1 protein-coding gene and 2 pseudogenes are annotated in these 21,418 nt (G+C 72.8%); all 3 read right to left on the reverse strand.

Annotated features, from left to right (window positions below; all coding sequences use genetic code 11):
- Positions 1-181: 181 nt before the first annotated feature.
- Positions 182-7,214, reverse strand: a pseudogene (locus HNR67_RS45085) (type I polyketide synthase); the annotation flags it as partial.
- An 8-nt stretch (positions 7,215-7,222) separates the two neighbouring features.
- Positions 7,223-13,438 carry a type I polyketide synthase gene (locus HNR67_RS31190; protein ID WP_185005744.1) on the reverse strand — a complete coding sequence of 2,072 codons (6,216 nt, stop codon included), beginning with the start codon at positions 13,436-13,438 and terminating at the stop codon, positions 7,223-7,225.
- Positions 13,435-21,378: pseudogene (locus HNR67_RS45090) on the reverse strand (SDR family NAD(P)-dependent oxidoreductase); the annotation flags it as partial. The pseudogene HNR67_RS45090 and the gene HNR67_RS31190, both read right to left, overlap by 4 nt.
- Positions 21,379-21,418 lie beyond the last annotated feature (40 nt).

Consider the following 21,418-nt stretch of genomic DNA (forward strand, 5'->3'; position numbering starts at 1 on the left):
CCGAACAGCTCCTCGTCGGAGGCGCTGTCGAAGCGGGGCACGTCCGCCGGCGCCGGTCTGCCGCGCAGCAGTGCCTCGACGCCGCCACGCAGGACGCCGCCCTCGTCGTTGTCCAGCAGGGCCGCCAGACTCGCCAGCAGCTCCGGCACCTCCGGTCCGGCCGCCCCGAGCCGCTCGGCCAGGTGCGCGGCCAGCGCGGTGGCGGTGGGATGGTCGAAGACCACGGTGACCGGCAGGGCCAGGCCGGTGATCTCGGTGAGCCGGTTGCGCAGCCGCACCGAGGCCAGCGAGTCGAAGCCGAGTTCGCCGAAGATCCGCCGCGGGTCGACCGCACTGCCGTCCGGGTGGCCGAGCACCGCGGCCACCTCCGCCCGCACGATCTCCCGCAGCCGGGCGGCTCGTTGCTCCCCGGTCAGTCCGGCGAGCGGGTCGGCGGCCACCGGCTGGATCACCGGTACCGGGCGGGCCTCGGGCAGATCGTGCAACAGCGCGCCGAGCCCGTCGCGGGTCTGGGCGGGCACTCGCGACCAGTCGGCGTTGAACACCGCGAGGGTCACCGCCCGCCGGTTGAGCGCGTGGGACAGGGCTGCCAGGGCGGCGGGCACCGGCATCGCGGTCAGGCCCATCCGGCGCAGGCGTTCGTCGCCGACGACGTGCGTGGCCAGACCGTCCCCGGCCCAGGCGCCCCAGGCCACGGACAGGGCGTGCTCCCCGGCGGCGTGCCTCCGCTGGGCGACGGCGTCGAGCATGGCGTTGGCGGTGGCGTAGGCGCCGAGCCCCGGCACGCCGAACACCCCGGAGATCGAGGAGAACAACACGAACGCGTCCAGGTTCCGACCGCGGGTCAACTCGTCAAGTACCTGGGCGCCAACGGCTTTCGCCCGCAGGACCTCGGCCAGGTCCTGCTCGGTGAGGGTGTCCAGGACACCGTCGGCCAGGCTGGCGGCGAGGTGGAACACGTTGGCGGGTGGGTGTTCGGCGAGCAGCTCGGCCATCCGGTCCTGGTCGGCGACGTCGGCGGCCACCAGTACGACCTCCGCGCCGAGTTGCTCGCAGTCCACCCGGAGTTGTTGCGCCCCAGGGGCTTCGGGACCCCGTCGGCTGACCAGGACGAGCTTCCGGGCACCCTGGCTGGCACACCAGCGGGCCACCTCGGCGCCAATCCCACCGGTGCCACCGGTGATGAGAACGGTGCCCTCAGGGGTCCACGTCCGGGTGGGGGTTTCCGGGGTGAGGCGGGTGAGTCTGCGGCCAAGCAGACCGTTGGCACGCAACGCGATCTGCGTTTCCTCCGGCTTCCCGGCGAGCAGTGCGCGCAGCCGGTCGACGGTGGCTTCGTCGAGTTCTGCGGGCAAGTCGACCAGGCCACCCCAGATGCCGGGGTACTCCCAGGACGCGACCCGGGCCAGCCCCCAGACCCCGGCGGCGTCCGGATTCGGTGCGGCATCGGCGGATCCGACGGCCACGGCGTTCCTGGTGGCGATCCACATCGGCAGGCCCAGTCCCGCGTCGTCCACGGCCTGCACAAAACGCGCGGCCGCCGCCGGAGTGGCGGAGGCGAGCAGGATGCCGTCGGCGGCGTGCACGCGCAGGGCCGCGGCTACCTCGGCTCGACTGCCATCCGTCACCGCGGTGGCACCCAGGGCGGTGGCCAGGTGGTCATCGCCCACAACGAGCCAGCGGCCGAGTTCCGTGGTGTGGTCCGGTTCGGGCAGCGGGACCCAGTCGATCCGGTGCCGCCAACGCTCGGCCGGGTCACGGCGGGGCGTGACCCACAGGTGGCTGTGCTGGAAGGCGTAGGTGGGCAACGGGACGACCCGGCCGTCCGGGTGCGCGGGCCGCCAGTCCACGGTGACGCCATGGGTGAACGCCTCGGCGAGGGCGCGGTGCAGCTGGTCCAGGCCACCTTCGTCGCGGCGCAGGGTGCCGAGCACGGCCGGGGTGGGGATGGCGCTGGTGAGCACGGGGTGCGCGCTGGATTCGATGAACACGTCGAACCCGTCGGCGAGCATGGTGGTGACCGCGCCGTGGAAGTCCACGCGCTCGCGGAGGTTCTGGTACCAGTACTCGGCATCCAGGCCCGCGGTGTCGAACCGACCGCCGGTCAGCGCGGAGTAGTACGGCACCGCGGCCGCCCTCGGAGTGATCCCGGCCAGGGATTCGAGCAGTTTCGCGCGGATGACCTCGACGCCGGCCGAGTGCGAGGCGTAGTCCACCTCGATCCGCCGGGCCCGACCATCCGCGGCCAGCAACGACTCCACCCCGGCGGTTGGGCCGGACACCACCACCGACTCCGGCCCATTCACCGCGGCCACCGACAGTCCGTGTGTCGCGGACAACTTCTCGGCCTCCGCGACCGGAATCGGCAGTGCCACCATGCCACCCAGCCCGGCCAGTTCCCTCGCGATCAGCTTCGACCGCAGGCAGACCACCCGAGCAGCGTCCACAAGCGACAGTGCCCCGGCCACGTACGCGGCGGCGATCTCGCCCTGCGAGTGGCCGACCACGCCCTCCGGTTCCACCCCGTACGAACGCCACAACCGGGCCAGGGAAACGTTCACCGCGAACAACACCGGCTGCACCACATCGACCCGGCGCAGGGCATCAGCGTCGGTCAGGACGTCGAGCAGCGACCACTCGACCAGCCCGGCGAAGGCATCCGCGCACTCCCGCATGGACTCGGCGAAAACGTTGTGCGCCAGCAACTCCACCGCCATCCCCACCCACTGCGAGCCCTGCCCGGGGAAGACGAAGACGGGGCGGGATCCGGTGGCCTGGACGACGGGGCCGCCCTGAGCGAGCCGGGTCAGCTCGTCCTGGTTGAAGACGACGGCGCGGTGGTCGAAGGTTGTGCGGGTGGTGGCCAGGGAGTGGCCGATGTCGACCGGGCGGAGGTCGGGGTGTGCGGCGAGGTGGGCTGAGAGTCGGGCGGCCTGGGCACGCACGGCAGCCGGGGTTCGGCCGGACAGGGGCCAGGGTGCGGACGCTGTGCCGGCTTCGTCGTGGGTCGCGGCGGGTTCCGCCGGGCCCTGTTCCAGAATCACATGCGCGTTGGTCCCCGAAACCCCGAACGACGACACCGCCGCCCGCCGCGGCCGATCCAGTTCCGGCCACGCCCGAGCCTCCGCGAGTACCCGCACACTCTTCCAGTCCACTGTGGACATCGGCTCGCCAACGTGCAGCGTCCGCGGCAACACCCCGTGCTGCAACGCCTCCACCGTCTTGATCACCCCGCCAATCCCCGCAGCTGCGGCCGCATGCCCCAGGTTCGACTTCAGCGACCCCAGCCACAGCGGCTGCTCGCGATCCTGGCCGTAGGTGGCGATGAGCGCGTTGGCCTCGATTGGGTCGCCCAGCGTGGTGCCGGTGCCGTGCGCCTCGACCAGGTCGACCTCCTCGGGGGTGAGGCGGGCGTTGGCGAGGGCCTGGCGGATGACTCGTTGCTGGGCGGTGCCGTTGGGGGCGGCCAGGCCGTTGGAGGCACCGTCCTGGTTGATCGCACTGCCGCGCAGCACGGCGAGAATCCGGTGGCCGGCGCGGCGGGCGGTGGACTGGCGGGTGAGGACCACCAGGCCGACGCCTTCGGCCCAGCCGGTGCCGTCGGCCTCCTGGGCGAAGGCCTTGCAGCGGCCGTCGGCGGCGAGGCCGCCCTGGTGGGTGAATTCCTCGTAGGCGAAGGGGGTGGCCATCACCGCGACGCCGCCGGCCAGGGCCAGCTCGCTCTCGCCGTTGCGCACCGACTGGGCGGCCAGGTGCAGGGCGACCAGGGAGGAAGAACATGCCGTGTCCACGGTGACCGCGGGGCCCTTAAGGTCCAGGGTGTAGGCGATGCGGCCGGAGAGCACGCTGGACAGGCGGCCGGTCATCACCAGGCCGCCCAGTTCGGCGGTCTCGCCCTCGGCGGTGGTGAGGTAGTCCTGCTGGGAGGCGCCGACGAACACGCCTGCTGCTGTGCCGCGCAGGGCGGTGGGGTCCAGGCCGCTGCGTTCCAGGGCTTCCCAGGCGGTTTCCAGGAGTTGGCGCTGTTGCGGGTCCATGGCCAGGGCCTCGCGTGGGCTGATGCCGAAGAACTCCGGGTCGAACCTCGCCGCGCCGTCGAGGAAGCCGCCCCTGGTGGTGGCGCTGATCCTGGCCAACTCGTCCAGGTCCCAGCCGCGGTCGAGCGGGAACTCGCCCACCGCGTCGCGCTCCTCGGCGACCAGGCGCCACAGCTCGTCGGGGTCGGTGACGCCGCCCGGGTAGCGGCAGGCCATGCCGATGATCACCACCGGATCGCCGTCGTCGGCCACCGTGCGCCGCACCGGGGTCTGGTCCTGGGCGCCTGCCAGGTAGGCGGCCACGGCGGCGGGGGTGGGGTGGTCGAAGGCGAGGCTGATCGGCAGGTCCACGCCGGTGGCCGCGCTGAGCGAGCGGCGGAGCTGGGTGGCGGTCAGCGAGTCCAGGCCGAGGTCGGTGAAGGCCCGGTCCAGCGGCACCTCGGCGGCACTGCGGTGTCCGAGCACCGCGGCCACGTGTGCGCGGACCAGTTCCACCAGGTCGCGTGACTCGGCGGCGGGCAGTTCGACCGGGGTGACGGCCGGGTCGGTTGGCCAGAACCTGGTGCGCTGGAAGGCATAGGTCGGCAGGTCCACCCGGCGCGCACCGGGGAACACCGCGGCCCAGTCAACCGCGACCCCGTGCAGGTGCGCGGCGCAGAGCGCGCGGGCGAACCGCTCCGGCCCGCCCTCCCCACGCCGCAACGTGCCCAGCGCGGCGACCGGGAGACCCAGCGCGGCCGCGGTCTGCTCCACCCCCGTGCTGAGTACCGGGTGCGCGCTCATCTCCAGGAAAACCTGGTGCCGCGCGCCCAGCAGCGCGCTGACCGCACCGGCGAAGTCCACCGGCTCACGCAGGTTGGCGTACCAGTAGTCGGCGTCCAGGCCGGTGGGGTCGAACCGTTCGCCGTGCAGGGAGGAGTAGAACGGCACCTCCGCCGCACCCGGCCGCACCGGCGCCAGTCCGGCGAGCACCGCGTCCCGGATCCCGCCGACCAGTGCGGAGTGCGAGGCGTAGTCGACCTCGATCCGCCGGACCCGCTCCGCACTCGCGTCCAGCGCGGCGATGGCCTCGGCGGTGCCGGACACCACCGCCGAGGCGGGCCCGTTGACCGCCGCGATCGACAGCTCAGCCCCGAACGGCGCGATCAGCTCCTCCACCTGGGCCAGCGGCAACGCCACCGAGGCCATGCCGCCGCGCCCGGCCAGTTCCCGCGCGATCAGCTTCGACCGCACGCACACCACCCTGGCGGCGTCCACAAGGGACAGTGCACCGGCGACGTGCGCGGCCGCGATCTCCCCCTGCGAGTGGCCGACCACTCCCGCCGGTTCCACCCCGTAGGACCGCCACAATTTCGCCAGCGACACCATCACCGCGAACAACGCGGGCTGCACCACGTCGACCCGCTTCAGCGCCTCCGCGTCGGCGAGCACCTCCGGCAGTGACCAGTCCACGAACTCCGCGAACGCCGTCGCGCACTCCTCCATCGACTCGGCGAAAACGGGGTGCGCCAACAACTCCATCGCCATGCCAACCCACTGCGAACCCTGCCCCGGGAACACGAACACCGGCGCGGTCCGGCCCAGCACCCGGCCCAGTTCCAGGTCCGCCGACGGCTCCCCGTCCGCCAGCGCGTGCAGTCCGGCCGTCGAGGTGACCAGCGCGCGGTGCTCGAAGTGGGTGCGTGTGGTGGCCAGCGAGAACGCCACCTCCCGACCGGTCGGTTGGCGCTCGGACAGGTACGCGGCCAGCGCACCGGCCTGGGCACGCAGGGCGGCGGGGTCCTTCGCGGAGAGCAGCCAGGGCGCCGATCCGTCCACAGTGGACTCGACTAGGTCCGGTTCCGGGGCCTGTTCCAGGATGAGGTGGGCGTTGGTGCCGGAGATGCCGAAGGAGGACACCGCCGCGCGGCGCGGCCGGTCCAGCTCGGGCCAGGGCCGGGCGGTGGTGGCGAGTTCGACCCGGCCAGCCGCCCAGTCCACCTTCGAGGTGGGCGCGGTGACGTGCAGGGTCGGCGGCACGATGCCGTGTCGCAGCGCGCCGACCAGCTTGATCACCCCGCCTACTCCCGCTGCCGCCTGGGTGTGTCCGAGGTTGGACTTCAGCGAACCCAGCAGCACCGGGGTGTCCCGGTCCTGCCCGTAGGTGTCCACCAGCGCGCTTGCCTCGATCGGATCGCCCAGGGTGGTGCCGGTGCCGTGTGCCTCGATCAGGTCGACCTCGGCCGCGCGCAGGCCCGCGTTGGCCAGTGCGGCGGCGAGTACCCGGCGTTGCGCGGAGCCGTTGGGGGCGCTGAGTCCGTTGGACGCGCCGTCCTGGTTGACCGCGCCGCCGCGGATCACCGCGAGGATGTCCCTGCCGTGCCGCTGGGCCTCGGAAAGGCGTTCCAGCACCAGCAGTCCGGCGCCCTCGGCGAAGCTGGTGCCGTCGGCGTTGTCGGAGAAGGACTTGCACCGGCCGTCCACGGCGAGGCCCTCCTGGCGGGTGAACTCCAGGAATGCCTCCGGGGTCGGCATCACGGTGACGCCACCGGCCAGGGCCAGTTCGCAGTCGCCGGTGCGCAGGGCCTGCACGGCCTGGTGCAGTGCGACCAGGGAGGAGGAGCAGGCGGTGTCGATGGACAGCGCCGGGCCTTCCAGGCCGAGGGTGTAGGCGATCCGGCCGGACAGCACGCTGCAGGTGTTGCCGGTGCTGGCGAAGCCCGGCGGCAGCTCCTCGACCTGGTCCAGCACCGAGCGGTAGTCCTGGTGCAGTGCGCCGACGTACACGCCGGTGCGGCTGCCGCGCAGCGCGGCCGGCACGATCCCGGCGCGTTCCAGGGATTCCCAGGCCAGTTCCAGCAGCAGGCGCTGCTGCGGATCGGTGGCCAGGGCCTCGCGCGGTGACATGGCGAAGAAGGCCGGGTCGAACTCGGCGGCGTCGGGCAGGAAGCCGCCGAAGCGGGTGCTGGCGCCGACCTCGCCCCAGCCGCGGTCGGCGGGGAACTCGGTGATCGCGTCCCGGCCCTGTGCGACCAGGTCCCAGAGCTGGTCCGGGGTGGCCACCCCGCCGGGGTAGCGGCAGGCCATGCCGACGATCGCGATCGGCTCACTCGCCCGTTCCTGGTGCTCACGCAGGCTCTGGCGGGTGCGCCGGAGGTCGGCGGTGACCTCCTTGAGGAAGTGCCGCAGCTTGTCCTCGGTGCTGGTCATGAGATCCCGAACTCCTTGCCGAGCAGCTCGAACATTTCCTCGTCGCTGGCCGCGCCGAGATCGGTGACGTCCTCGGGTCGCGTGACCTCGGCGAGCAGGGCGGAGAGCCTGCGCACCACCTGCTCGCGCACTGCCGCCGCGCCGGTGAAGCCGCCGACGGCCTGCTCCAGCCGGGTCAGCTCGGCGAGCAACGGGTCTTCCACCGGCGCGGCCGTACCTACCAACCGTTCGGTCAGGTGGTTGGCCAGGGCCTCGGCGGTGGGGTGGTCGAAGACGATGGTCGGGGCCAGCCGCAGGCCGAGCAGGGCGCCGACCCGGTTGCGCAGCTCCACCGCGGTGAGCGAGTCGAATCCCAGGGTCTTGAACGGCCGGTCGGCCTCCAGCACCCGGCCGTCGGCGTGCCCGAGCACCGCGGCGGCCTGGGCGGCGACCAGGCTGGTCAGCTCGGCGATCCGGTCCGCCGCACGCATCCCTACCAACCGGTCGGTAAGCCCGGCTGCCTCAGCACCCGCCTGCCTGCGCCCGGTGACCCCGGCCAGCGCCCACAGCAGGTGCGGCGTCGTACCCCCGGCGCGCAGTACCGGGAGGTCCAGGCGCAGGGTGGCCACGGCGGGTTCGGCGCAGGCCAGGGCCGCGTCGAACAGGGCCAGGCCCTCGGTGGCGGACAGTGCGGGCAGGCCGGAGCGGGCGATCCGGCGCAGGTCAACGGCGGTGAGCGCGCTGGTCATGCCGCTGGCCTCGGCCCACAGGCTCCAGGCCATGGCGGTGGCGGGCAGGCCCTGTTCGTGCCGGTGTTCGGCGAGGGCGTCCAGGAAGGCGTTGGCGGCGGCGTAGTTGCCCTGGCCGCCGCTGCCCAGGACCGCGGCGGCGGAGGAGTAGAGCACGAAGTCGGCCAGGTCCAGGTGCCGGGTCGCCTGGTGCAGGTGCCAGGCCCCACCGGCCTTGGCGTGCAGGCTGGTGGCCAGGCGTCGCGGGGTGAGCGAGCCGATCACCCCGTCGTCGAGGACGCCTGCGGCGTGCACCACCGCGGTCAGCGGGTGTTCGGCGGGGATACCGACCACCAGGTCGGTGACGAAGTCCTGATCACCGATGTCCCCGGCGGCGACCCGTACCCGCGCGCCCTGGGCGGTCAGTTCGGCCACCAGCTCGGCGGCGCCGGGTGCGGCCGGGCCGCTGCGGCTGGCCAGCAGCAGGTGCCGGACTCCCTTGGCGGACACCAGGTGCCGGGCCAGGGTGGCGGCCAGGCCGCCGGTGCCACCGGTGATCAGCACGGTGCCGTCCGGGTGCCAGCGGCGGGGCATGGTGAGCACCACCTTGCCGATGTGCCGGGCCCGGCTGATGTGCCGGAACGCCTCCCGGCCGCGGCGCACGTCCCAGGTGGCCACCGGCAGCGGGTGCAGGATGCCTGCCCGGAACAGCTCGCCGAGGTGGCCGAGCCGTTCGCGCATCTGGTCGGGGGTGAGTTCGGCGAGGTCGAAGGCGCGGTAGCCGATGCCGTCCGGAACCTGCTGGCGGATGTCGGTCTTGCCCATCTCGGCGAACCGGCCGCCCCTGGGCAGCAGCCGCAGCGAGGCGTCCACGAACTCCCCGGCCAGCGAGTTGAGCACCACGTCAACGCCCCGGCCCCCGGTGGTGGCCAGGAACTTCGGCTCGAAGTCCAGGGTGCGGGAGGAGGCGATGTGATCCTCGGGGATCCCGGCCTCGCGCAGCACGTGCTGTTTGCCCTCACTCGCGGTGGCGAAGACCTCCAGGCCCCAGTGCCGAGCAAGCTGGATGGCGGCCATGCCAACGCCTCCGGCGCCCGAGTGCACCAGCAGCGACTGACCTGCCCGCACCTGGCAGAGGTCGAGCAGCCCGTAGTAGGCGGTGAGGAACACGATCGGCACCGAGGCGCCCTGCGTGAAGCTCCACTCCGGCGGCATCGGCGCGAGCATCCGGTGATCGGTCACCACCAGCGGCCCGAACGTGCCGACCCCGATGCCGAACACCCGGTCGCCGGGCTTGAGATCCACGACCTCGGCGCCGGTCTCCAGGACCACACCGGCCAGTTCGGCGCCCAGCGGGGTGTCCGCCCGCTTGTTCATGCCCAGCGCGTCGAAGACATCGCGGAAGTTGATGCCCGCGGCCCGCACCTCCACCCGGACCTCATGTGCGGCAAGGGGTTCCTCGGCACGCGGCCAGGGCACCAGGTCCAGGTCGTCCAGGCTGCCCTTGCGGGTGGTCTCCAACCGCCAGGCGGTCCCGGCCGGCGGGGTGAGGGTGCCGGGTGCGGCCAGGCGGGCGGCGAGCAGCGTGCCCTCGCGCACGGCGAGCTGCGGTTCGCCAATGGCCAGGGCGCGTGCGAGCAGGTCGGGTGAGACCTCGGGGGTGTCGCTGTTCAGGAGGACGAACCGGCCGCTGTTCTCCGTCTGCGCGGACCGGACCAGCCCACGCGCGGCGGCCACGGCCGGGCCGTATCCGTTGGTGTGGAACAGCAACGGCGTCTCGGTCAGGTGCTCCGCGGTCAGCCATGCCTGAAGCAGCGCCAGCACCCGTTCGGTCAGTGCCTGGGCCGCCTCCGGACCTTCGTCCTCAGTGGACAGTCGAACCAGGGCGGCCTGCGGGGTGTGCGTGGGCAGGGTCCAGGTCGCCGGGTCGAGTTCGGTGACGGCGCGGGTGGCCGGTTCGGTGGCGATCGGCTGCCAAGCGATGCGGTGCAGCGGTGCGCTGGCGGGGCGGGCGGTGGTGTGGCGGCGCAACACCAGGGAACGCGCGGTGAGCACGAGTTCGCCAGCCGGGTCGGTGGCCAGCAGTTCCACCGTGTCCGCGCCGATCCGGCGTAGCCTGGCCCGCAGCGCGGTGGCACCGTGGGCGTGCAGGCGGACACCGGTCCAGGCGAAGGGCAGCACCCCCGCACTGCCGAGCAGGCTGGTGGCGTGGAGCACGGCGTCCAGCAGGGCCGGGTGCAGGCCGTGGGCGGTTGCGTCGGCGCGCACCGGTTCGGGCAGCGCGACCTCGGCGTAGGCGGTGTCCCCGGCCAGCCAGGCTGCGGTCAGGCCCTGGAAGGCCGGGCCGTACCCGTAACCCTCGGCAGCCAGTCCCGGGTACAGGCCCGAGACGTCCAGCTGTTCGGCCGCCGGTGGCCAGGAACCCAGTGCGGCCAAGGGTTCCTCGTCGGTTCCGGTGGACAGCGTGCCGGTGGCGTGCTCGGCCCAGCCAGCGCCGGAGTCGGCCAGCACCCGCAGCGCACGACGTCCGTCGGTGTCGGGTCCGGCCAGGCGCACCTGCACCCGGACCGCGCCATCCGTTGGCAGCACAAGGGGTGTGGCCAGCACCAGCTCGTCCACCCGGTGGCAGCCGACCTCGTCCCCGGCGCGCACGGCGAGTTCCAGCAACGCGGTGCCGGGCAGCAGGACGGTGCCGTCAACCGCGTGGTCGGCCAGCCAGGGGTGGGTGGCCAGGGACAGGCTCGCGGTGAACAGGTGCCCGTCCCCACCGGCCAGTTCGACGCCGGCACCCAGCAGCGGGTGCCCGGGATCGGCGAGTCCGGCCGCGGTCACATCGGCCCGGCTCGCACCCGCCCGCGGCCAGCACCGGTCCCGCTGGAAGGCATAGGTGGGTAGATCCACCGGGCGTCCGCCTGGGAGGACTGCCCGCCAGTCCACTGCTGCCCCGTGGTGACCGGCGGCGGCGAGCGCCCGGTGGATCTGGTCCGGGCCGCCGTGGTCACGGCGCAGCGTGCCCAGGGCGGTGAGTCCTGTGCTCTCGGCGAGCGCGGTGACCAGCACCGGATGCGCACTGGACTCGATGAACAGGTCAAATCCGTTGTCCGCCAACGCGGTGACCGCGCCGTGGAAGTCCACCCGCTCGCGGAGGTTGCGGTACCAGTACTCGCCATCCATGCCTGCGGTGTCGAAGCGGCCACCGGTCAACGCCGAGTAGAACGGCACCGTGCCGGACTGCGGCCGGATCCCGGCCAGTGCGGCCAGCAGGGATTCACGGATGGCTTCCACCGCAACGGAATGCGAGGCGTAGTCCACCTCGATCCGCCGAGCCCTGCCATCCGCGGCCAGCAACGATTCCACGCCGCCCACCGGACCCGAGACCACCACCGACTCCGGCCCATTCACCGCAGCCACCGACAACCCATGCTCGGCAGCCAACAGCTCAGCCTCCGCAACCGGAACCGGCAGTGCGACCATGCCACCCAGCCCGGCCAACTCCCCCGCGATCAGCTTCGATCGCAGGCACACCACGCGCGCAGCGTCCACAAGTGACAGTGCCCCGGCCACATACGCCGCCGCGATCTCGCCCTGCGAATGGCCGACCACTCCTGCCGGTTCCACACCGTACGAACGCCACAACTGAGCCAGCGAAACGTGGACCGCGAACAACACCGGCTGCACCACGTCAACCCGCTGGAGCAGCTCGGCGTCGGCGAGCACATCCAGCAGCGACCAGTCCACGAACTCACCGAATGCCTTGGCGCACTCGGCCATCGAATCCGCGAACACCGGCTCGGCCAGCAGTTCCACCGCCATGCCAACCCACTGCGAACCCTGCCCTGGGAACACGAACACCGGCCGGGCGGACCTGCCAGCTCCGCGCACCAGGGTGATCGCGGCGGACTCCTCGCCCCGGCCCAGTGCGGTGAACGCCGCCAGCGCCGCCGCCCGGTCGCCGACCACGATCGCGCCGTGCTCGAACCGGGTGCGGGTGGTGGCCAGTGAATAGGCCAGGTCGGCTGCGTCGAGTTCAGGCCGCTCGGCCAGGTGTTCGGCCAGCGAACCGGCCTGGGCTTGCAGTGCCGCTGGAGTCCGCCCGGACAGCAGCCACGGCACGCTCGCCGGTGCCTCTTCCCGTTGGGAGGACAGGTTTTCCGGGGCCTGCTCCAGGATCACGTGTGCGTTGGTGCCCGACACCCCGAACGAGGACACCGCCGCCCGGCGCGGACGACCGGTCTCCGGCCACAGGGTGTTGTGCGCCAACGGGACCACCGCACCGGCAGACCAGTTGATCCGCGAGGACGGTTCCTTAAGGTGCAGCAACCCCGGTAGCATCCCAGCTCGCAGCGCGCCGACCATCTTGATCACGCCGCCAACCCCGGCCGCGGCCTGGGCGTGGCCGATGTTGGACTTCAGCGAGCCCAGCAGCAGTGGCTGGTCCCGATCCTGGCCGTAGGTCGCCAGCAGCGCACCGGCCTCGATCGGGTCGCCGAGCACGGTGCCGGTGCCGTGTGCCTCCACGGTGTCCACTTCGGACGGTGCGAGTCCGGCGTTGGCCAGTGCGTGCCGGATGACCTGTTGCTGGGCGGCGCCGTTGGGTGCGGTGAGGCCGTTGGAGGCGCCATCGTTGTTGATCGCCGAACCGCGGATCACCGCGAGCACCCGGTGCCCGGCCCGCTCGGCGTCGGAAAGCCTTGCCAGCACCAGCATTCCCGCGCCCTCACCCCAGGCGGTGCCGTCGGCGTGTTCGGCGAAGGACTTGCACCGGCCGTCGGGGGCCAGGCCGCCCTGCCTGGTGAACTCCAGGAACGGTGCGAGGGTGGTCATCACGACCACCCCGCCGGTCAGCGCGAGCGAGCACTCGCCTGCCCGCAGCGCGCGTACCGCGTTGTGCAGGGCGACCAGTGAGGCCGAACAGGCGGTGTCCACGGTGAACGACGGGCCTTGCAGGCCGAGGGTGTAGGAGATGCGGCCGGACATCACGCTGGCCCCGCTGCCGGTGCCGACGTAACCGGCCACGTCGTCCGCGGTGTCGCGCAGCAGTTCCGGGTAGTCCTGGGCGCAGGTGCCGACGAACACGCCGGTGTCGCTGCCGCGCAAGGAGTCTGGTGCGATCCGGGCGTGTTCCAGGGACTCCCAGGCGGTTTCCAGCAACAGTCGCTGCTGGGGGTCCATGGCCACCGCCTCGCGCGGGGAGATGCCGAAGAACTCCGGGTCGAACCGGTCGATCCCGGTGAGGAAACCACTCGCGCTGGTGGCGAGCTGGTCGCGCACCGCGGCCAGGTCCCAGCCCCGGTCCGCCGGGAACTCGCTGATGGCGTCCACATTGGACTCCGCGAGCCGCCACAGCTGCTCCGGGCCGGTGACCCCGCCGGGGTAACGGCAGGCCATGCCGATGATCGCGATCGGCTCACTGGCCCGCGCCTGGTGCTCGCGCAGGGATTGACGGGTGCGCTTGAGATCGGCGGTGACCCGGCTGAGGTAGTCCCGGAGCTTCTGCTCGCTCATTCCGCACCCAACTCTTCCTCGATCAGTTGGAACAGCTCGTCATCGGAGACCGGTTCGGGCCCGGCCTGTTCGCCCAGCAGGGCGCTCAGCTCGCGCACCCGCTCGGCCAGCCTGGCCCGGCCCGCGCCGTCGGCGATCCTCGGCAGGGCGGCGGCGACCTGGTCCAGCTCGCGCAGCAGCACGTCCACCGGGTTGCCGGCGCCGGTCTTGCTGGCCAGGAACTCGGCCAGGTCGGCGGCGGTGGGGTGGTCGAAGGTGATGGTCAGCGGCAGGTCCAGGCCGGTGCGCTGGGCCAGTGCGGTGCGCAGTCGCACCACGGCCAGGGAGTCCATGCCGAGTTCGGCGAACACCGCCTCCGGTGGCACCTCGGCCGCGCTGGCGTAGCCGAGCACGCGCGCGGTCTCCCGGCGCACCACCGACCGCAGCAACCCGGCCCGCTCGATCTCGCTCAACACCGCCAACTCAGCCAGCAGATCGGGTTCCGTGGCCACTGGCTCAGCCTCGACAATGTCGTCCACTGTGGACAGCCAGAATCGCTTGCCCTGGAACGCGTAGGTCGGCAGCTCCACCGACCGTCCACCCCTACCGGTCAGCACCGCGGACCAGTCCAGTGCCACCCCGGCGGCGGAGAGTTCGGCCAGCGCGGTGGTGAGTGCGGTGACCTCGGGCTGGTCGCGGCGCAGCGCGGGCAGCACGACGGTGGCCGCCGGATCGGCGAGGGATTCCTGCGTCATCCCGGCGGCGATCGCGTCCGGGCCCAGTTCCAGCACCGCGGTCACCCCGTCCGCCTCGGCCGCGCGCACGCCGTCGGCGAAGCGGACCGTGGCCCGCACGTGCCGCACCCAGTACTCGGGATCGGTGAGTTGGCCGGGCTCGGCGATGGCGCCGGTCAGGTTGGACACCAACGGGATCCGCGGCTCCGCGTAGCTGATGCCCTGGGCCACGGCCCGGAAGTCGGCGAGCATGCCGTCCAGGTGCGCGGAGTGGAAGGCGTGACTGACCCGCAACGCACTGGTGCGCCGCCCGGCCGTGCGCCACTTCGCCTGGATCCGCTCGATCTCGTTGGCATCTCCGGAGATCACCACGCTGCGCGGCCCGTTCACCGCGGCCAGGTCCGCTCCTGCACCGAGATCCGGCGCGAGTTCGGCTTCGGTGGCCTCGATCGCGGCCATCGCACCGTCCGCGCGCTGGGCCTGCATCAGCCTGCCCCTGGCCGCGACCAGCGCGCACGCGTCCGGCAGGCTGAGCACCCCGGCCAAGTGCGCCGCGGTCAGCTCGCCGATCGAGTGGCCCAGCAGCAGGTCCGGGGTCACGCCCCACTGATTCACCAGGCGGTACAGCGCGGTCTGCATGGCGAACAACGCGGGCTGGGTGTACTCGGTGCGCTCCAGCACGGCCGGGTCGGCGTCGAACACGAGTTCGCGCAGCGGGCGGTCCAGGTGCCGGTCGAACTCCGCGCACACCTCGGCGAAAGCGTTGGCGTAGGCCGGAAACGCCGCGCACAGTTCGGCACCCATACCGGACCGCTGGCTGCCCTGTCCGGAGAACACCATGGCCAGTCGCCGCGGCCGGGCCGCACCCGTCTCGGTCGCGAGTTCGCCAGAAGCCAGCAACTCAAGCTTGCCCAGCAACTCATCCCGGCTCGCCCCGACCAGCACGGCCCGGTGTTCCAGCAGCGCGCGATGCCGGGACAGCGACCAGGCAACGTCCACAGTGGAGTGTTCCGGCCGGTCGGCGAGCCAGGTGTGCAGCCGGGCGGCCTGGGCCCGCAGGGCGGGCGTGCCGCGTGCGGAGAGCACCCACGGCAGCACCGGCGTGCGCACCGAGGGCGGTTCCGGTTGTGACGCGGGGACTTCGGGGGCCTGTTCGAGGATGGTGTGCGCGTTGGTGCCGCTGATGCCGAAGGCGGACACCCCGGCCCGGCGCGGGCGTCCGGTCTCCGGCCACGGGGTGGCCTCGGTGGCCAGGGCGATGTCGCCGGCGGTCCAGTCCACGTGCGGGCTCGGCTCGTCCAGGTGCAGGCTCCTGGGCAGCACGCCGTGCCGCAGCGCCAGCACGGACTTGATCACGCCCGCGACACCGGCGGCGGCCTGGGTGTGGCCGAGGTTGGACTTCACCGCGCCCAGCAGCAGCGGGGTGTCCCGGTCCTGCCCGTAGGTGGCCAGCAGGGCTTGCGCCTCGATCGGATCACCCAGTGCGGTGCCGGTACCGTGTGCCTCGACCATGTCCACTTCGGACGGTCGTAGTCCGGCCGCGGCCAGTGCCTGCCGGATGACCCGTTGCTGGGCCGGGCCGTTGGGGGCGGTGAGGCCGTTGGAGGCGCCGTCGGAGTTGACCGCGCTGCCACGCACCAGCGCGAGCACCTGGTGCCCGTTGCGGCGCGCGTCGGAAAGCCGTTCCAGCAGCAGGATTCCGGCGCCCTCTGACCAGCCGGTGCCGTCGGCGCCCGCGGCGAATGCCTTGCAGCGCCCGTCCGGGGCCAGCCCGCGCTGCCGGGAGAACTGCACGAACGCGGTGGGAGTCGACATGATGCTGATGCCACCGGCGAGCGCGAGGCCGCATTCGCCGCTGCGCAAGGCCTTCACCGCCTGGTCCACCGCGACCAGTGCCGAGGAGCACGCGGTGTCCACGGTGACCGCGGGTCCGGACAGCCCCAGCGTGTAGGACACCCGGCCCGACAGCACGCTGGCGGCGGTGCCGGTGAGCAGGTAGCCCTCGACGTCCTCCGCGGCGGTGGTCCGGCCGCGGCCGTAGTCCTGGCCGTTGGTGCCGATGAAGACTCCGGTGCGGCTGCCACGCTGGGCGGTCGGGTCGAGCCCGGCACGCTCGAACGCCTCCCACACCACCTCCAGGAGGATCCGCTGCTGCGGGTCCATGGCCAGTGCCTCCACCGGCGGGATGCCGAAGAAGGCCGCGTCGAAGCGGTCGGCCTGGTGCAGGAAGCCGCCGGTGCGGGCGTAGCTGGTGCCAGTGCGGTCGGGGTCGTCGTCGTGCAGGCGGTCCAGGTCCCAGCCCCGGTTGTCCGGGAACGCGGAGAGCACCTCGCCGCCCTCCTCCAGCAGCCGCCACAGGTCCTCGGGCGAGTCCACGCCGCCGGGGAAGCGGCAGGACATGGCCACGATGGCGATCGGGTCGTCCAGCGGGGTGGCGGCGGCGGTCTCCGGCCGGGTCTCGGTGGCCCCGGCGAACTCGGTGATCAGGTGGGCGGCCAGTGCGGCCGGGCTGGGGTGGTCGAAGACCAGGGTGGTGGACAGGGTCAGGCCGGTGCGGGCGGCGAGGCGGTTGCGCAGGTCGACCGCGGTGAGCGAGTCGAAGCCGAGGTCGCGGAAGGCCCGGTCCAGGTCGAGGTGGCCGGGGTCGGCGTGGCCGAGCACGGTGGCCACCTCGGCGCGCACCAGGTCCAGCACCAGGCGGGCGCGCTCGGACTCGGTGGCCGCGCGCAGGCGTTCGGCCAGCGCGGACCGCCGCCCGGTCCGGCGTACGGGCACCCGGACCAAGCCGCGCAGCAGGGCGGGCAGTTGGTCGCCCTGGGCGCGCAGGGCGGCCAGGTTGAGCCGCACCGGCGCGACTACCGAACGGTCGGTAGACAGTGCGGCGTCGAAGAGCGCGAGCCCGTCCTCGGGGCTGAGCGGTTCGATCCCGGCGCGGGCCAGCCGGGCCAGGTCGGCTTCGGCGAGCTGGCCGGTGACCCCGCTGCTGGGCGCCCACAGGCCCCAGGCCAGCGAGATCGCCGCCTTGCCCTGTTCGCGGCGGGTCTGGGCGAGGGCGTCCAGGAAGGCGTTGGCCGAGGCGTAGGCGGCCTGGCCGGCGTTGCCGAGCAGCCCGGAGTAGGAGGAGAACAACGCGAACAGCGCGAGGTCGAGATGATCGGTCAGCTCGTGCAGGTTCAGCGCGGCGGTGATCTTGGGTTCCTGCACCCTGGCGAGCTGGTCCGGGGTGAGCGAGGCCAGCACGGCGTCCGCCACCACGCCCGCGGTGTGCACCACGCCGACCAGCGGGGCCTCGGCGGGGACCGAATCGAGCAGTGCGGCCAGGGCGTCCCGGTCGGCGGCGTCGCAGGCGGCGATGGTCACCCGTGCGCCGAGGGATTCCAGTTCCGCGCGCAGTGCCGCGGCGCCCTCGGCTGCCGGGCCGCGGCGACTCGCCAACAGGAGGTGCCGCACGCCGTGCGCGGTGACCAGGTGGCGGGCCACCAGCGCGCCGAGCACGCCGGTGCCGCCGGTGATCAGCACGGTTCCGTCCAGCGCAGGCGTGTCTACCGACCGGTCGGTAAGCGTGCTGAGCCGGGGCGCGAAGGCCTGACCGTCCCGCAGGACCAGTCGTGGTTCGCCGGTGGCGAGGGCACGGTCGAGGTCGACGCTGCCGTCGGATTCCAGCAGCACGAACTGGTCGGGGTACTCGGTCTGCGCGGAGCGCACCAGACCGCCCACCGCGGCCGAGGCGAGGTCCTCGCCGGTGCGGACCACCAGGCGGGCGCCTTCGGCGTGCGGTTCGCGGATCCAGGTCTGGAGCAGTTCCAGGGCGCGGGTGGTGGCGGCCAGCGGTGTCTCGCCGGGTGGCAAGTCCGCGTAGACAACCTCGCCCGGTTCGCCGGACTCGGGCAGCCGCACCGGGGTCAGCACCACCTCGTACAGCGGCAACGCCTGCTCGCGGGTCCGGTCGAACCGCACCCCACCGACGGTGGCGACCACCGCGCCGTCGAGGTCGGTGAGCAGCACCGAGTACTCCGCCTTGTCTACCGGCGCTAGACGGGCCCGGACCGTGGTGGCCCCGGGCAGGTGCACCCGAACCGCACGCCAGGACACCGGCTGCCCAGCGACATCGAGCGCGGCGAACACGGCGGCCAGCAACTCGGGGTGCAGCACCCGTTCCGGGGTGTCCTCGGGCAACACCGCCTCGGCGTACACGTCCGAGCCGTCTCGCCACACCCGGGTCAGCGCGGCGGGGGCGTCCGCGGGCAGTTCCAGCTCCTCGGTGGGCCAGTCACCATGCACCACCACCGGTTCCCGGTCGGTGGCGGAGGCCGAGGCGATGGCCACCCGGGTCCACGGCAGGTCGTCGGCGGCCCGGGAGAACACCGTGATCGCGCCGTCGGCCGCGGCGCGCACCTGGATCCGCCCGGTATCCAGGTGCGCGTCCTGCCGCAGCTCATCGACCCGGTCGAACCCGGTCAAGGCCGCCACGTGCAGCACTAGGTCGAGCACCGACTCCGGCGAGGCGGCCTCGGTGAGGCTGCCGGTGAACACGGTGTCCTCGTTGCCCGCCAGGGAGATCATCGCACTGAGCAGCGGGTGCCCGGCAGTGCCGAGCCCGGTCAGTGTGGGGCCGCCCGCGGTGCTGGGCAGCCAGAAGTGACTGTGCTGGAAGGCATAGGTGGGCAGCTCGCACCGACCGGCCCCGGCGAAGACGGCGGTCCAGTCGACCGGGACGCCGTGCTCGTGCAGTGCGCCGAGCGCGGTCAGGAAGTGGTCGGTCTCGGTGTCGCCGCGGCGCACCGTGCCCTGGGCCAGCGCGGTGACCCCGGTCGCCTCGATGGTCTCCTGGACACCGGTCAGCAGCACGGGGTGCGGGCTGCATTCGACGAAGGTGTCGAAGCCCTCGGCCAGCAGTGCCCGCACCGACGGCTCGAACCGGATCGGCCGCCGCAGGTTGCGGTACCAGTACTCGCCGGTCAGCTCGGTGGCGGCAAGCCAGTCGCCGGTCACGGTGGAGTGGAACGGGATCGCCTCGGCGTTGGGGCGCACGGGTTCCAGCAACCCGAGCACCCGCTCGCGGATCAGCTCGACGTGTGCGGTGTGCGAGGGGTACTCGATCGGCACCCGCCGCGCCCAGACACCTTGCCGCGCAAGCTCTTCGGCGAAGTTGACCAGTGCTGCCTCGGCACCGGCCACCACGGTGGAGCTGGGCCCGTTGAGCGCGGCCACGCTCAGTTCGGGGAACTCCGCCAGCCGCATTTCCACCTCGGCCAACGGCAATGCGACCGAGAGCATGCCGCCGAACCCGGTCAGTCCCTCGGCAATCGCCTTGCTGCGCAACGCAACCGCGCGCGCCGCATCAGCCAGTGACAGCGCCCCGGCCACGACCGCCGCGGCCATCTCACCCTGTGAGGTCCCGACCACCGCGTCCGGCACCACCCCGACCGACTTCCACAGCGCGGCCAGCGACACCATGACCGCGAACAGGGTGGGCTGCAGGATCTCGGTCGGTTCGAAGTCGCCGGACCGCAACACGTCCAGGAGATCGAAGTCGATATGCGGCCGCAACGCCTCGGCGCACTCGGCCATGGCACCGGCGAACACCGGTGAGGTCTCCAGCAGTTCCACGGCCATCCCCGGCCACTGCGGTCCCTGCCCGGGAAAAACGAAGACCACCTTGCGCGGTCCGGCCACCCGGACCTCGCCGTCGCCCTCGGCCAGCTCACGCAGCTCATCGCGGAGCTGGCCGACCGACTTGGCCAGGATGGTCGCCCGGTGCTCGAACGCGGTCCGCTCGATGGCCAGCGACGCGCCCAGTGCGGTCAGCTCGTCCTCGGCCGCCAGTCCCCCGGCCAGTCGCCCGGCCTGGGCCCGCAACGCCGCTGGTCCGCGCCCGGAGACCACGATCGGCACCGAGGTCAGCGCGACCGGCCCGGCCGCAGCCACGGGTGCCGCCGGTTCCGGCGCCTGTTCGATGATCACGTGGGCGTTGGTGCCGCTGATGCCGAAGGAGGACACCGCCGCCCGCCGCAGTCCCTCGGGCCAAGGCCGGGCCTCGGTGAGCAGGGCCACCGACCCCGAGGACCAGTCCACCAGCGGCGAGGGCTCCCGCACGTGCAGGGTTTCCGGCAGCAGCCCGTGCCGCAGCGCGAGCACCATCTTGATCACGCCGCCCACCCCGGCCGCGGCCTGGGTGTGGCCCAGGTTCGACTTCAGCGAGCCCAGCAGCAGTGGTTCGGCGCGGCCCTGCCCGTAGGTGGCCAGCAATGCCTGCGCCTCAATGGGATCGCCCAGGCGGGTGCCGGTGCCGTGCGCCTCCACCGCTGCGATGTCCACAGTAGACAGACCGGCGGTGGCCAGTGCCTGCCGGATCACGCGTTGCTGGGATGGACCGTTGGGCGCGGTCAGGCCGCTGCTGGCGCCGTCGGAGTTGACCGCGCTGCCGCGCAGCACGGCCAGCACCCGGTGCCCTTTTTCCTGGGCCCTGGACAGGGTTTCCAGCACCAGCACGCCAACACCCTCCGACCAGCCGGTGCCGTCGGCGTCGGCGGCGAAGGAGCGGCAGCGGCCGTCGGTGGACAGACCGCGCTGACGGGAGAACTCCACGAAGGTGCCAGGGGTGGACATCACCGTGACCCCACCGGCCAGTGCCAGTTCGCAGTCGCCGTTGCGCAGGGCCTGGGCGGCCAGGTGGATGGCCACCAGGGAGGAGGAGCAGGCGGTGTCCACGGTGACCGCGGGGCCCTCGAAGCCGAAGGTGTAGGCGATCCGGCCGGAGAGCACGCTGGCGGTGGTGCCGGTGAGCCGGTGCCCGTCGGTGGCGCCGGCGGAGTACTCCAGCGGCGGCCCGTAGTCGTGGTACATCACCCCGGCGAACACGCCGGTCCTGCTCCCCCGCAACGATTCCGGCCGCAGCCCGGCGCGTTCGAGGGCCTCCCAGGAGGTCTCCAGCAGCAGCCGCTGCTGTGGGTCCATGGCCAGGGCCTCGCGCGGGGAGATGCCGAAGAACTCCGGGTCGAAGGCCGCGGCCTGGCCGAGGAAACCGCCCTGGTCGCTGTAGGAGGTGCCGGGGTGCGCGGGGTCGGGGTGGAACAGCTCGCCCAGCCGCCAGCCCCGGTCGGCCGGGAAGTCGCCAATGGCGTCCCCGCCACGGATCAGCAGCTGCCACAGGTCTTCCGGCGAGTTGACGCCGCCGGGGTAGCGGCAGCTCATCCCGACGATGGCCAGCGGTTCGGTGGCGGCGGCGGTGAGTTCCTGGTTGCGCCTGCGCAGCTTGCTGACCTCG

This window comes from Crossiella cryophila (genome assembly GCF_014204915.1).
In the GTDB taxonomy this organism is placed as follows: Bacteria; Actinomycetota; Actinomycetes; order Mycobacteriales; family Pseudonocardiaceae; genus Crossiella; species Crossiella cryophila.

Excerpts from the sequence above, each read along its gene's own strand:
- HNR67_RS31190 (WP_185005744.1), bottom strand. The coding sequence starts at position 13,438 with ATGAGCGAGCAGAAGCTCCGGGACTACCTCAGCCGGGTCACCGCCGAT.